This window comes from Chromobacterium violaceum ATCC 12472 (genome assembly GCF_000007705.1).
In the GTDB taxonomy this organism is placed as follows: Bacteria; Pseudomonadota; Gammaproteobacteria; order Burkholderiales; family Chromobacteriaceae; genus Chromobacterium; species Chromobacterium violaceum.
In genome coordinates this window covers 4312696-4326561 of record NC_005085.1, presented here as the reverse complement: position 1 = coordinate 4326561, position 13866 = coordinate 4312696, and the positions used below count along the sequence as shown (strand labels likewise).

The 13866-nt window shown below is 61.0% G+C and carries 11 protein-coding genes and 1 tRNA gene; 7 read left to right on the top strand and 5 right to left on the bottom strand.

Annotation, left to right across the window (positions count from 1 at the left end; all coding sequences use genetic code 11):
- Positions 1-4: 4 nt before the first annotated feature.
- The 7 genes from CV_RS19815 (at position 5) to cyoE (ending at position 6449) form a co-directional block, all read left to right on the top strand.
- Positions 5-616 carry a thiol:disulfide interchange protein DsbA/DsbL gene (locus CV_RS19815; RefSeq protein WP_011137545.1) on the top strand — a complete coding sequence of 204 codons (612 nt, stop codon included), beginning with the start codon at positions 5-7 and terminating at the stop codon, positions 614-616.
- A gap of 151 nt (positions 617-767) precedes the next feature.
- Positions 768-844 (top strand) — tRNA-Met (locus CV_RS19810).
- A 747-nt stretch (positions 845-1591) separates the two neighbouring features.
- Positions 1592-2533: a ubiquinol oxidase subunit II gene (gene cyoA / locus CV_RS19805; RefSeq protein ID WP_011137543.1), complete on the top strand. Its 942-nt coding sequence runs from the start codon at positions 1592-1594 to the stop codon at positions 2531-2533.
- Positions 2534-2539: 6 nt separating this feature from the next.
- Positions 2540-4582, top strand: coding sequence for a cytochrome o ubiquinol oxidase subunit I (gene cyoB, locus CV_RS19800; RefSeq protein WP_011137542.1), 2043 nt, complete (start codon positions 2540-2542; stop codon positions 4580-4582).
- A 15-nt stretch (positions 4583-4597) separates the two neighbouring features.
- Positions 4598-5209: a cytochrome o ubiquinol oxidase subunit III gene (gene cyoC, locus CV_RS19795; protein ID WP_011137541.1), complete on the top strand. Its 612-nt coding sequence runs from the start codon at positions 4598-4600 to the stop codon at positions 5207-5209.
- Positions 5209-5529 carry a cytochrome o ubiquinol oxidase subunit IV gene (gene cyoD / locus CV_RS19790; protein WP_011137540.1) on the top strand — a complete coding sequence of 107 codons (321 nt, stop codon included), beginning with the start codon at positions 5209-5211 and terminating at the stop codon, positions 5527-5529. The genes cyoC and cyoD overlap by 1 nt, the downstream gene beginning before the upstream one ends.
- A gap of 11 nt (positions 5530-5540) precedes the next feature.
- Positions 5541-6449, top strand: a complete 909-nt coding sequence (gene cyoE / locus CV_RS19785) for a heme o synthase (RefSeq protein ID WP_011137539.1) — start codon at positions 5541-5543, stop codon at positions 6447-6449.
- 66 nt (positions 6450-6515) lie between these two features.
- Here cyoE and CV_RS19780 read toward each other — a convergent pair whose 3' ends face one another.
- From CV_RS19780 to CV_RS19755, 5 genes are all read right to left on the bottom strand, one after another.
- On the bottom strand, positions 6516-7775 hold the full coding sequence (locus CV_RS19780) for a hypothetical protein (RefSeq protein WP_147296214.1): 1260 nt from the start codon (positions 7773-7775) through the stop codon (positions 6516-6518).
- Entirely contained in the window at positions 7768-9420 is a 1653-nt protein-coding gene (locus CV_RS19775; protein WP_115610271.1) for a T6SS phospholipase effector Tle1-like catalytic domain-containing protein, read from the bottom strand. The genes CV_RS19780 and CV_RS19775 overlap by 8 nt, the downstream gene beginning before the upstream one ends.
- Complete coding sequence (locus CV_RS23105; RefSeq protein ID WP_227590060.1) at positions 9417-10106, bottom strand: DUF3304 domain-containing protein; 690 nt, start codon at positions 10104-10106, stop codon at positions 9417-9419. Before CV_RS23105 ends, CV_RS19775 begins: the two co-directional genes overlap by 4 nt.
- 250 nt (positions 10107-10356) lie before the next feature.
- The gene (locus tag CV_RS19760) at positions 10357-11232 is read right to left on the bottom strand and encodes a DUF4123 domain-containing protein (RefSeq protein ID WP_011137534.1); all 876 of its coding nucleotides are present in this window, start codon (positions 11230-11232) and stop codon (positions 10357-10359) included.
- 10 nt (positions 11233-11242) lie between these two features.
- Positions 11243-13861 (bottom strand): type VI secretion system Vgr family protein, encoded by a 2619-nt coding sequence (locus CV_RS19755; RefSeq protein WP_011137533.1) that lies wholly within the window; start codon positions 13859-13861, stop codon positions 11243-11245.
- Between the last annotated feature and the right edge of the window lie 5 nt (positions 13862-13866).

The window sequence follows — 13866 nt, the reverse complement described above, 5'->3', positions numbered from 1 at the left end:
GAACATGAAGAAATGGTTGCTGTTGGTAATGCTGGCAGTCAGCGGCATGGCGAATGCCGCGATCCAGTTGGGCAAGGACTATACGATGCTGAGCACGCCCCAGCCGGTGGCCGATCCCAAGAAGGTGGAAGTGATCGAATTCTTCTCCTACCACTGCATCCATTGCTATGACGACGATCCGGCCTTCAACGCCTGGTCCAAGACTCTGCCGGCCGACGTAAGCTTCCGCAAGGAGCAGATCGTGTGGCAGAAGTCGATGGAAGGCTTCGCCCGCATGTTCGCCACCTTCAACGCCACCGGCACTTTCGACAAGCTGCACCGCGCGGCTTTCGACGCGCAGATCAAGCAGCGCGTGGACCTGTCCAAGCCTGAGCAGTTCACTGGCTGGATCAAGCAGCAAAAGGGCGTGGACAGCGCCAAGCTGCTGCAGACCTATAACTCCTTCGGCATCAACGCCCAGGTGGCGCGCGCGACCAAGATCACCCGCGACTACCAGATCCAGGGCACGCCGACCGTGATCGTCAACGGCAAGTACGTGGTGGTGACCGCGACGCCGGAACGGATGATCCAGGTGATGAATGAACTGGTGGCCAAGGCGCGCGCCGAAAAGAAATAAGCGCCAGCGTTATGCGCAAGGGCGGCCCGGATGGCCGCCTTTTTTGTTGGCTGATCGAGCGCAGTGACGGAGTGGTTGAGGGGGCTGGTTTTTTTGATGTAAAAAGTTCTTGACGCACTGTTCGCTTTGTCTTAATATGCAACCTCTCTGACGCGGGGTGGAGCAGTCTGGTAGCTCGTCGGGCTCATAACCCGAAGGTCGTAGGTTCGAATCCTGCCCCCGCAACCAAACACAGAAAAGCCGAATCGGTCCCGATTCGGCTTTTTGCATTCTGACCCTCCAGTCAACCCGCGTATCGCGTTTTTTTCGACAAACTTGGGCCTTGCTGCCGATCCAGCCTGTCGGATTGCCGTTTTCCTTCATTCTCAGACTTTTCCTGATTTGGCAATTGTGCTTGCAGAAATATTTTTTGTAACGATTTGCAACCCGTTCCATGCGCAAGTCATGTTAATGACTTTGTCCTAAGTGGTTGTTGCTGCGGCAGAATACGGCGGGCGTCGTCCTTGATTCGAATCAACTAAATGGCATATCCGTCGCTGGTCGGGTTTTGACCATGGTCAAGACTCTTGAAATCTTGGCCGGAACTGTTTCTAATACGCCCCGCTCGGCCATCGGCCGCGACCATTTGTCGCAGCCTGACAGCGCCGGGCGTTGATGTTTGTGTTTGCCGAATTCCTGTCTTCCCGCGCCGCATACGGCGCTTCACTCGGACAGTGATCTCAGCTGTCACGTCATCGCCCGGAAGCGATTGTGGAGTCGCTTCCAGCCGCGTCCGGCGCCCAACGCCGGCTGCGGTCGATCGCGGGGTGTCCCGCGAGCCCTAAATTTCTGGTTTGACCTGGACCCAGGAGGGCGGCGCTTGGCGTCGTTGTCCGCCGGTCCGGCAGGGAACTGTTTTCTTGGCGTTGGAGCATGGCTCGCAACGCCTGTTGCGCATCTGCGCGCCAAAGGATTTTTAACCTGAAAAGTCGTAAGATGAGAAACCATAGACCCTCCCGCCTGATGCGGGGACTGGCGCCTGTGGTGATCGCCCTGCTGTCGGGATGCCAAGGCGGCATTCTCGATCCCAAGGGCCAGATCGCCGCTGAGCAGAAGTCCCTGATCCTGACGGCAACCGCGCTGATGCTGCTGGTGGTCATCCCGGTGATCGTGATGACCTTGGTCTTCGCCTGGAAGTACCGCGCCGGCAACAAGGAAGCCGCCTACGAACCGAAATGGTCGCACTCGACCAAGATCGAAGTCGTGGTCTGGCTGATTCCCTGCATCATCATCGCCTTCCTGGCGACGCTGACCTGGAAGAGCACGCACAAGCTCGACCCGTACCGTCCGCTGGAATCGGACAAGAAGGCGATCCAGGTGCAGGTGGTGGCGCTGAACTGGAAATGGTTGTTCATCTACCCCGAGCAGCAAATCGCTTCCGTCAACGAGCTGGTATTCCCGGCCGATACCCCGGTGAGCTTCAAGATCACCTCCGACGCGGCGATGAACTCCTTCTTCATCCCGCAGCTGGGCGGCCAGATCTATGCGATGGCCGGTATGCAGACCCAGTTGCATCTGATCGCCAACGAACCGGGCACCTACAAGGGCTTCTCCGCCAACTACAGCGGCGCCGGCTTCTCCGGCATGAAGTTCAACGCCGTCGCCACCAAGACCCCGGCCGAATTCGACGCCTGGGTGGCCAAGGCCAAGGCTTCCGGCCAGGCATTGGACGCGCCCGCGTACCTGAAGTTGCTCAAGCCTAGCGAAAACAATGCGGTGGAACACTACGCGTCGACCACGCCGTACCTGTTCGAGGCTGTGTTGCACAAGTACATGGCCGGCCGTCCGTCGCTGGCTGAAAGCGACGACGCCATCAAGCTGACCAAGCTGACCAAAGAACTGTGCGCAGCCATCACCCCGCCGGTTGTCAAGGAGTAAGCATCGATGTTGTTAGGTAAACTGACTCTGGACGCGATCCCGTTCCACGAGCCCATCATCATGGGGGCGCTGGGCGGCGCCGGCCTGATCGGGCTGATGGTGTTCGCGTTGATCACCAAGTTCGGCAAGTGGGGCTATCTCTGGAAAGAATGGCTCACTTCCGTGGATCACAAGAAAATCGGCGTGATGTACATCATCGTCGCGATGATCATGCTGCTGCGCGGCTTCGCCGACGCGCTGATGATGCGCACCCAGCTGGCGATGGCCACCGGCGGCGCCCACGGCGTGTTCCCGCCCGAGCACTATGACCAGATCTTCACCGCCCACGGCGTGATCATGATCATCTTCATGGCGATGCCGTTCATGACGGGCCTGATGAACATCGTGGTGCCGCTGCAGATCGGCGCGCGCGACGTGGCTTTCCCCTTCCTGAACTCGCTGAGCTTCTGGCTGCTGGTGTCCGCGGTGATCCTGGTCAACCTGTCGCTGGGCGTGGGCAACTTTGCCCGCACCGGCTGGGTGGCCTATCCGCCGCTGGCCGAGCTGGGATTCAGCCCTGACGTGGGGGTGGATTACTACATCTGGGCCTTGCAGATATCAGGCATCGGGACGACGCTGACCGCGATCAACTTCCTGGTGACCGTGATCAAGATGCGCGCCCCGGGCATGAAGCTGATGGACATGCCGATCTTCACCTGGACCTGCACCTGGGCCAACGTGCTGATCGCCACCTCCTTCCCGATCCTGACCGGCGCGCTGGCCATGCTGGCGCTGGACCGCTACCTGGACTTCCACTTCTTCACCGCGGAACTGGGCGGCAACGCCATGATGTACCTGAACCTGTTCTGGGCCTGGGGCCACCCCGAGGTGTACATCCTGGTTCTGCCGGCGTTCGGCATCTTCTCGGAAGTGGTGTCCACTTTCGCCGGCAAGCGCCTGTTCGGCCACAAGTCCATGATCTACGCCAGCGGCGCGATCTCGGTGCTGGGCTTCATGGTATGGCTGCACCACTTCTTCACGATGGGCTCCGGCGCCAACGTCAACGCCTTCTTCGGCATCGCGACCATGATCATCTCGATCCCGACCGGCGTGAAGCTGTTCAACTGGCTGTTCACCATCTACAAGGGCCGCCTGCGCTTTGAAACCCCGATTCTGTGGACCCTGGGCTTCATGGTGACCTTCTCCATCGGCGGCATGACCGGCGTGCTGTTGGCCGTGCCGGGCGCAGACTACGTGCTGCACAACAGCCTGTTCCTGATCGCCCACTTCCACAACACCATCATCGGCGGCGCCGTGTTCGGCTACCTGGCCGGCGTGTCGTTCTGGTTCCCGAAGGTGTTCGGCTTCAAGCTGAACGACAAGCTGGGCAAGGCCTCGTTCTGGTTCTGGCAGATCGGCTTCATGTTCGCCTTCATGCCGCTGTACGTGCTGGGCTTCCTGGGCATGACCCGCCGCCTGAACCACACCGACAATCCGGCCTGGGAGCCGTGGCTGTACATCGCCCTGTTCGGCGCGCTGCTGATCGCCGCCGGCATCGCCTGCCAGCTGCTGCAGATCGTGGTGAGCATCCGCGACCGCAAGAAGCTGGTGGACGAAACCGGCGACCCGTGGAACGGCCACACCCTGGAATGGTCCACGTCTTCCCCGGCGCCGTTCTACAACTTCGCCAAGCTGCCGCAGGTGCATGACATCGACGCCTTCACCGACATGAAGGAAAAGGGCGTCGCCTACGCCGTGCCGAAGTCGTACGAGCCGATCCACATGCCGCGCAACACCGCGGTGGGCGTTTACATCGGCGCCTTCACCACGGTGCTGGGCTTCGCGCTGATCTGGCACATCTGGTGGCTGGCCATCGTCGGCCTGGTGGGCATCGTCGGCTGCATGCTGGCGCGCGCCTACGACAACGACCTGGACTACTACGTGCAGCCGGACGAAGTGGAGGCGATCGAACGCGCCCGCTTCGAGAAGCTGGGCATCGACGTCGACAACTACACCGAGCGTGATCCGGCCCAGCCGAAAAAGGCTGCGCGTCCGACCACTACCGCGTAAGGGGTTGAACCTGACATGACGACTTATGTAAAAGAAGCGCACGCCGCGCACGACGACCACGAGCACCACGACAGCGGTTCGCAAACCGTGCTGGGCTTCTGGTTCTACCTGATGACCGACTGCATCCTGTTCGCGACGGCGTTCGCGACCTACGCAGTCCTGTTCCGCAACGTGGCGGAAGGCGTGTCCGGCAAGGACATCTTCGATCTGCAATACGTGCTGGTGGAAACCGCGGCCCTGCTGCTGTCCTCCATCACCTACGGCTTCGCGATGATCGCCGGCCACAAGGGCAACAAGTCTGCCGTGCTCGGTTGGCTGGCGGTGACCTTCCTGTTCGGCGCCGCCTTCATCGGCATGGAAATCAATGAATTCCATCATTTGATCTCCGAGGGCCACGGTCCGCAGAAGAGCGCCTTCCTGTCGGCCTTCTTCGGCCTGGTGGGCCTGCACGGCCTGCACGTGACCGCCGGCCTGCTGTGGATGGGCGTGATGATGGCCGAAGTGGCCAAGACCGGCCTGACCGGCCGCGCCATGACCCGCCTGAACTGCCTGTCGCTGTTCTGGCACTTCCTCGACATCGTGTGGATTTGCGTGTTCACCGTCGTCTACCTGAAAGGAGCCATGTGATGAGCCACGCGCATGACAACGCCAGCCACGGCACCGTGAAGAGCTACATGGTCGGCTTCGTGCTGTCCGTGATCCTCACCGCCATCCCGTTCTGGATGGTGATGGGCGGCGCCTTCACCAAACAGGCGACGCTGATCGGCATCCTGGCGATGGCGGTGGTGCAGATCGTGGTGCAGTTGAAGTACTTCCTGCACCTGGACTTCAGCAAGGAAGGCAAGCTCAACACCTTCTCCTTCCTGTTCACCGGCATGGTGATCGTGCTGCTGGTGGTCCTGTCGATCTGGATCATCTACACCGCCGACGCGCTGATGATGCGCTGAGCGAGGCTGAGTTGAAGTTCAAGCGTTATCTTCAGGTCACTAAGCCCGGCATCATTTTCGGCAACCTGATCTCGGCCGCCGGCGGTTTCCTGCTGGCGGCGCAGGGATCGGTCGACTGGTGGCTGCTCGCGGCCACCGTCGTCGGCTTGTCGCTGGTGGTGGCCTCCGGCTGCGCGATCAACAACTGCATCGATCAGGACATCGACGCCAAGATGGCCCGCACCCAGAAACGGGTGCTGGTCACCGGCGCGATGAGCACCAAGGCCGCGTTGGCGCATGGCGTGGTGCTGGGCCTGGCGGGCTTCGCCCTGCTGTGGTTCTGCACCAATCCGCTGGCCACCGGCTGTGTGCTGTTCGGCTTTGTGATCTATGTCGGCGTGTACAGCCTGTACATGAAGCGCAACTCGGTGTACGGCACCCTGGTGGGCAGCCTGTCCGGCGCGGTGCCGCCGGTGGCCGGCTACTGCGCCGTCACCGGCCGCTTCGACATGGGCGCGGCCATCCTGCTGCTGATGTTCAGCCTGTGGCAGATGCCGCACTCGTACGCGATCGCCATCTTCCGCTTCAAGGACTACGAGGCGGCCGGCATCCCGGTGCTGCCGGTGGTGAAGGGCATCTCCGCCGCCAAGCAGCAGATCGTGCTCTACATCCTGGCCTTCGCTGCGGCGACCGTGATGCTGGTATTCGGCGGCTACGCCGGCTACGGCTACCTGGCGGTGGCGGTGGCCACCAGCCTGTGGTGGCTGAAGATGGCGCTGTCCGGTTACAAGCGCGAAACCGACGACCGCGCCTGGGCGCGCCAGGTGTTCTTCTTCTCCATCATCACCATCACCTCGCTGAGCGTGATGATGGCGGTGGACGGGCAGACGCCGCCGCACAGCCGCGCGGTGATGACCGCGGACGCGGGCCACTACGGCTAAGATCGACACCATCCCATGGCAAACGGGGAGCTGCGCAAGCGGCTCCCCGTTTTTGTTTGGCGTCGCTCAGCGCGGCGGCCAGGCGGCATCTTGCCGGCCGGCGGGGCCATACACGGTGGGGCGGTATCCGCCAGCGGCGGGATCCAACTGCAAGCGGGCGTAGCCGAAGAAGAAGTAAGCGCTGTCCTGCGGCTGCAGATAGGCTTTGTCCATGCCGTCGCGGCGGTTGGCCAGGAAGGCTTGGGTCAACGCCATGCCGGACCAGGCGCGCAACGCGCCTTGGCTGTCCCGGGCCAGTATCCATTCATGACTTTGCAGGTCGGCGGCGCTGGCGCGCAAGCGCCGCTTGCCATTTTCCTGCCGCATCTGGGCGTCGCGCAGCGCGGTGGTGAACGGGACTTGGTATGCGCCGCTGGCCGGATCCTGGCGCGTGAAAAAGATATCGTCCAGGCCTTGGTCCGCCTGCCCGATCTGCACCCGCGGAGCGGGGGCGGAGCAGGCCTGATGCCGCAGTACTGGCCACGATGCCTGTCCAGAGTAGGCGAGGCACAGCTTGCCGTCATCCAGCCCGCCCAACTGGGCATCCAGATCGCGTCCCACATATTGCGCCAGCCGATATTCCGCCGACTGGCCATGGGCCTGTCTGTCCAGCAGCCTCAGCTTGCCGATGGCGGTGTCGGTGTACTTGGCGCCCGCTTCGATCGCGGACACGCGCAACTCCAGCCTGGCAACGGCTTCCGCGCCCGGATTGATCAGCAGCAGCCGCTCGGCGGTGTTGAGCGCATTGTCGGACTTGCCGATGACGCGTTGATCGCTTTGGTCGGAGAAGGCGATGTCGCCCTGCTCGCGGCGCAGCTGGGCCGCCGAGTATTGCCGCGCATGGTAGGCCAGCTTGAACAGGCGGGATTCGAACGGCTTGGCTTCTCCCGCTCGGTACTGGCTAATCTTGACCAGCTTGGGCGAGGCATTCTGAAACTGGGTGGCCGCCGACTTGGCATAGCCTGGCGTCAGCGCGATGGCGAACAGCTGGCTGGGACGTGCCAGCGTGAGCGTCAGCGCAATCGGTTTGATGGCTTCCGACTGAGGGTATAGCCGCTCGGCATGAAACACCCAGGCTTTGGCCGGATCGGGATCGAACAGGTTTTTTACCGAATACTGGCCGGACTGGGTGCCGGCCAGGGTTTGATCGGCATGCAGCTGTAGCGTGTTCCAGCCAAGCGTGACTGCCGCATTGTCGGGATGGTCGCCGGCATGCGCATTGCTCAGGAATAGACTGAGCAGGCTGCTTGCCATCAGTCTATGGCTGACGACCGGCGCGTTACTCATTGCCTGCATACAAGGTACGGAATTTAAGCAGGCCGATCTGATTGATTTTGGCCTCATTTACCCCATCGCCGATAAAGCCGGCCATGGAGTCATGGATATATTTCTCCAGGAAGTTCTCAATCGCCGGAGTCAGCAGGCGAATATTCATCGTGGCCGCGACCTTTTTGGGATCGGTTTCGGGCAGCACTTCGCTGGGAATGGACATGCCTTGCTCTGGCAGCATCGGCATTAGTTTTTGCAGCTCTTGCTCCTGTTTGGCTGCTTTCGCGGCGGCGCGGGCGGGGTCAAAATCAGGCGCCATTGGGTCGCCGGCGTAGAGTTTGCGCAGTCCCTTGATCAGCGATGCCTGGGTAATCTGCAAAAAGCCTTGATGCTTGGCGCTGGCGGTTCGATATGGCGCGCGCTTGGCAAAGTCATGCCGGTATTTGAATCGTTGGCTCAGATATAGGGCCATGTGCTGGCGATGCATCTTTTCTGTCGAGCCTGGAGCAATCTTGGCTTCACGCAAATAAGCGTTAAAGTCGTTGATGACCTCTTGAGTCGGCGTCAGAAGGTTTTGCACCCGTTCAGTCAACTGGTCCATTGCCAGGAGGGGCACACCTGCTTGGCGAGCGGCATCGTACAGCCGGCGTCCCGGTATCGCGCACAGTTGGCCATTTTGCGCGGGCAGTATGCCTAGGTCGCCGCTGGCATAACCGCCTCCGACATCCGAGTGCGAGCCCGGGAACATGACTTCGATGGTATTGGCTGGATATGAGTTGCCGCGCCGCACGGTGTCCAGCGGGAAGCAGGCGCGCACTTCATGGCCGGCAACGTAATGCACGCATTGCTCGACTGCGGGATGGATGGTCAGATTGTTGTCGGCCCAAGCCATGTGCCCGGTTGCGGGTATGGTATTGGGCAGCAGTTGCGCAAGGCCTACCGATGCCACCGTGTCCATGATCCCAAGAAACTGTGTTCGGAGTGAAATGCCGGCAAAGCTCCATGCGCCATTTTGCTGATGACATATTTGATACAGCCAGTTGACGAATGCCCGCGCCTCTGTGGCGCCGCGTGAAAATCCGAATACCGACAGGTTGATCTGTGTGATCTGGGGTTTGCGTCCCTTCAGCGCCTGCTGTAGCTTTTCCTGCCAAGTATTGAAAATCACTTTGCGCATGACGCCCCCGGTCAGGCCGCCGGCATTGCTGGTAATTTTCTTGGCCAAGCCATCGGCGATCAGCGGACTTTTGTTGACATACTGGTGGGGTGCATTCACCAGGCGCGTCAGCGCCCAAAGAATGCGCGCCTCTCCGCCCGCGCCGGCGCCACCGCCCAAGGCTCCCCCCGTGTCGTCGATTTCCGGGAATGGGGTACCAACTCCTGGCATGTAAAAACGGAAATAGCCCTCGTTTGGCTTGTCTCGCGCCGTCATGAATAGGCGGGCGACATTGCTGGGGCGCTGTTTGCCCGATGCCGCCTGGTAATAGTCAGCCTGGATATTGTTGCCCGTGCCATCGAAGAACATCATCACGTGGATCTGACTTTGGCATTGGGCTTCCTGCTTGCCGCTGACGCAGGACATGGCCTGAGCTCGTTGCAGTTGTTCGCGAGCACTCAGTGAGCGTTGGCCTGCTGGGTAGGGGGCGGGGTTTTGCGTGCTCATTGTTTATCCCCTTGGGTATTCTTGGGATATGCCGGGCGGTAGGCTGGATGATAGGGCATGATATCGCTCAGCTTGACCAGCACCTGGTCATTGGGCAAAAAGTGAATATCGAAGTGCTGGGCATCTTTTTCCTGATACTCTGGAATCGCTACTGTACGGGTTTTCCAGGTTCCCTCGATGAATATCTTGTCGCCATTGCGCATCACCAGATTGCCATTCGCATCGCGTTGATAATGTCCACCTTGTAGCCAGCCAATTTTGGCAGTCAGCCCTGGACGCCACTTTTTCGGCACCACTACGCAGCAAACTTCGCCACCGCCACCGCCCATCGGGGGCACGTTGAGCACCCCTCCTTGATCATTAACAGTGACCGAGTCGATAGGTTTTTCCGTATGGTTGACTGAGAGATAGCTGATGGCTGTCGTGGCATCATCACAGGCAGATAGCAATAGTATGACCGTCAGCCAAGCAAAGCGAGGCAGTAAACGGTAGGGCTTTATCGTTCTCATCTGATTAATTCCCGGCAATTTTTCAAAACAACACCTTGTCGTTGGAAAGGTCGAGACAATAGCTTGTTTACGGATTTGGCGGATAGTTATGCCATAGAATAAAAAAATACAAACCGCCATAGGAAAGAAATAGCAAGACTGTTGTGGCCAGCTTGAGTAATTTTCGCTGCAGTCCATGGATTAGCCACGAAGACAATGCAAATGCGGTACCAATCAAAAATGGTGAAGTGAAAATGAGAAAGAAAATATGGTTCAGGGCGGACCAGTCACCCTCTGCGCTCTGCTCAAAGGGATGGAAATATTGGAAGTAAATAACCCCCACAGAAAATATCAAGAACATGGCGCCAATAATGAACGTGCCTGCAAATGAAACCACAAGCATGCGGGTGGGCCATTTTTTCTTTTGGAATGTGTTTGTTTCCATTTCTCAGAGAGCCGAGATGTCATCCAGCAAGGAAGCCAGGTTTTCGCCTAAGCCGTCTTTTTGCAAGGCATGACTCTGCAAGACCTGGGAAAGTCTGGGGTCGTCCAAAATGCGTCCTTGACTCAGGCAAGCTGCCACGGCGAGCATCAATTGATCGGGTGCATTTTCAATATGATGCTCTTCCAAGGCTGCGCAGGAGCGTTGCAAACAGTGGTGGAGAAAGGCGCCGGATGCCGGCAATAATTCGGCAAAATCCTGACTCAGTCTATTGGCCAATGCATCGGGCTCCGCTGAACGCAGCAAACCCGCCAATTCCGGCTCAGTGAGCTCCCAGCTATCTTTTTCATCGACAGCCAGATGTGATGGGGCAAGGTCCAGAGCCTGCAGCGTGCCTGCACGGTCGATTATCAGCCAGTGAGTCAGAGGCGCGCATAGCCGTCGCCAGGATGGAGGCGACAAGGTTTGGGACAGGGTGGCCGCGATGCGCGTGTCGGCAAAACGTAGAATGTAGGGTTGACCATCTGCCGTAGTTAGGCTCAGGCTTCGCTGCCAGATATCGCGCAATGTTTCCACATCCAGCACGCTGGCGACAAAGCCAAGCATTGGCCGACCTTGGCAGTGTCGTAGCAGCTTGGCCGGAATGGCATTGTTCTGCCTTGGGCAGTCGATCAATAGCGGTGATACTGCGCGCAACTCCCCCCATTCCGGCTGAAAATACAGTGGCCAGTTGGCAGTGGCCAATTGCAGCGGGCGATGGTTGTAATCGAAGCCGGCATCCATTAATGCGTACCAGTTCCACTCCATGGGACTGGCATCAATTTGCTCAGCCAAGGCGTTGGCCAGGGATGCCACATCCCCCTTGTCCATTGCGAAATACATGGGGCCTCTCTTATTGGCCGGCTAAGGGCGAGCCGGATTTGATCGCATTCAGCATGCACTGCAAGCAGAACTGCTTGCCTGGGAAAACTGGCATCGGGATGGTCATATTGTCGGGTCCGCTCAGCTTGTGCTGGGCGGCTTTCACGCTTACGGTGCCGGGTGCGTGCACTTCGATATTGCCGCCCTTGAGACGGATATAAGCGCCGCCTGCGGTCAACAGAATCTCGTCCTTGGCATTGACGACGATGCGTTCCTTGCAGGACATGATCGTCACATCCTTATCCGCCGTCAGCTCCATCGCGTCGCTCTGCGCCTGCACCTGTACCTTGCCCTTGGCCGCGATCAGCTTTAGCGCCACCTTGTCCTTCACCCCGGCCACAAACAGGCTGATGTGCTGGCCGACGTTGTGCAGCCAGCGCCGACCCGTCGTGTGGTTGGCGTCGCGCTGGGCGATCAGGTTCAGGTTCTGGCCGGCGGAGACGGTCTGGCTTTGTTCGGTCAGGCTGGCGATGCCGGCTGGGGCGGACAGCACCAGCAGCGGCTGCTGGCCGGCTTGGTCCTTGGCGGTTTTGCCGTCCTTATCGGTGTTGCTGCCGGCTTCCCAAGCCTTCAGCGCGTCGGCGTGGTGTTGCAGGTGGCCGTCGGTTTTCTTGCCGGCCTTGGCGTTGTCCGGGCCGATTTCGTCGGGCCCGGTTTCCATGGTGTCGGCCAACTGGCCGCTGGCGGTTTCGGCCAAGGCTTGCGATAGGCTCAAGGCGGCGTCGAGCTGGCTTTGCGCGTGCTCGCGCGCCAGTTGTTTGCCGGACGCGCCGTTCTGCGCTTCGGTGGTGAGCAGCAGGCCGTGGGCGGCGCGGATGGCGCCGTGGTGGTCGGTTCTGAGCTCGAAGCCGTCGCCGCGCGGCTGGGCCTTGCCGTTGCTGCGCGGGTGGGCGAGGTAGCCCTGGTTGAGCTGGGTCTTGCCCGGCTCGCTGGACAGCTTGGCGCGCACTTCGCCGGGGGTGTCGTCGAACAGCAGCTCGTTGTAGCCGCCGCCCTGGTGTTCTTTCGACTTGATGCCGGACAGGGTCTTGTTGGCCGGCAGGCTGCCGGCGCCGCTGAAGTCGGGCGTGGGGTGGCTGCCGTTGTACAAGACGCCGGTGATCACCGGCCGGTCGATGTCGCCTTCGATGAAATCGACCAGCACTTCCTGGCCGATGCGCGGGATGAACTGGTGGCCCCAGCCGGCGCCGGCCGACGGCATCGCCACGCGCAGCCAGCAGGAGGATTTGTCGTCCAGCGCGGCGCCGATGGTCGGGTGTTCGTCCGGCCGCTGCCAGTGGAATTGCACCTTGATGCGGCCGTGTTGATCGGTGTGGACTTCCTCGCCGGCCGGGCCGACCACGGTGGCGGTCTGGACGCCGCGCGATTTCGGTTTGGCGTGTTCTGTGCCGGCATAGGCCGGGGTCAGCGGGATGCCGCGGCGCTGGGCCTGGATGCGGGTGCGGAACGGGGCGTCGGCTTTGTCGCCCGTCGGCAGGATGGACTGCAGATCGGTCGGCAGGTTGTTGCGCACCTGCAGCGTCTGGCCGGTGACGACGAATTCGCGCTGTTCGTGGCTGTCGGCCTCGTGCGCCGGGTGGTCGTCCAGGCGGAACCACTGGCCGGCGGTCAGGCCGCGGATGGAGCCGGCGCCTTCGAAGGTCTTGGCCTGCAGGTCGTGCGCCTGCTGGCGCAGCCGGGCGTAGTGGCTCAACTGCTCGGCGTCGCCGGCGTAGTACAGGCCCTGCGGATCGTAGTCCTGCAGGCTGGACTGCAGCGCCTGGCCGCCCGGGCCCTGGTCGATCTGGCTGCTGTCGCCGGTGTGCTGGGTGGACACCGGCTGGTAGTCGAAGGTGGCCAGCGCCACGTTGCCGGGCACGATCTGGCGCGCGGCGCTCCAGTCGGTGAGGCCGTCTTCCTCTTCCGTCGCGTCGCTGCGGTGGAAGCGCACCCGCTCCACCTCGGCCGGCGGCAGGCTGTAGGCGTCGTCGAACACCACCAGCTTGACCTGGGGGCTGTCTCCGTCCACGTGCTCGAAGCGCCAGGCGTAACCCTCCTCGTGCAGCAGGCGGACGATGAAGCTGAAGTCGTCCTCGCGGTACTGCAGGCAATAGCTGCGCGGCTGCGCCGGGCCGACCTTGAACTCGATGCTCTGCGCGCGGGCGAACACCGGGTTGGCCGCCTGATGCTCGTGGACGATCTGCTGGACGATGTCCGGCACGCTCAAGTCCTGGAACACGCGCGAAGTCTTGCGGTGGCGCAACAGCGCGATCGGCGGCTCGATGGTGAGGCCGTACTGGGCGAAGCCGCCGTCGGAACCCATCAGCCGGGCCTGGCTGACCACGCCGCAGCGGATGGTCTCCTGGCCCTGGGCGTCGGCGATGCCGATGCGGGCGGCCTGGCCGAGCAGGGTCTTGAGTTCGATGGCGCCGTCGGGGGAGAGGCAGGTGAGTTGATAGCGGTAGGCCTGGGACACGCCCTCTTCGCCATTGAGGCTTTGCGGCAGCAGCTGCTCGGCGGCGACCTGTCCGCTGCCCAGTTCCAGGGTGAGCAGGCGCTGGTCCTGGGTAAAGGCGGAGGCGAAGGAGGAAAGTAAGCTGGTCAGATCCATGATCG

Coding starts and splice junctions, on each gene's coding strand:
- CV_RS19775 (WP_115610271.1), bottom strand. CDS start 9,420: ATGAGCACGCAAAACCCCGCCCCCTACCCAGCAGGCCAACGCTCACTG.
- cyoB (WP_011137542.1), top strand. CDS start 2,540: ATGTTGTTAGGTAAACTGACTCTGGACGCGATCCCGTTCCACGAGCCC.
- cyoD (WP_011137540.1), top strand. CDS start 5,209: ATGAGCCACGCGCATGACAACGCCAGCCACGGCACCGTGAAGAGCTAC.
- CV_RS19755 (WP_011137533.1), bottom strand. CDS start 13,861: ATGGATCTGACCAGCTTACTTTCCTCCTTCGCCTCCGCCTTTACCCAG.
- cyoA (WP_011137543.1), top strand. CDS start 1,592: ATGAGAAACCATAGACCCTCCCGCCTGATGCGGGGACTGGCGCCTGTG.
- CV_RS19760 (WP_011137534.1), bottom strand. CDS start 11,232: ATGTATTTCGCAATGGACAAGGGGGATGTGGCATCCCTGGCCAACGCC.
- CV_RS23105 (WP_227590060.1), bottom strand. CDS start 10,106: ATGGACTGCAGCGAAAATTACTCAAGCTGGCCACAACAGTCTTGCTAT.
- CV_RS19815 (WP_011137545.1), top strand. CDS start 5: ATGAAGAAATGGTTGCTGTTGGTAATGCTGGCAGTCAGCGGCATGGCG.
- CV_RS19780 (WP_147296214.1), bottom strand. CDS start 7,775: ATGAGTAACGCGCCGGTCGTCAGCCATAGACTGATGGCAAGCAGCCTG.
- cyoC (WP_011137541.1), top strand. CDS start 4,598: ATGACGACTTATGTAAAAGAAGCGCACGCCGCGCACGACGACCACGAG.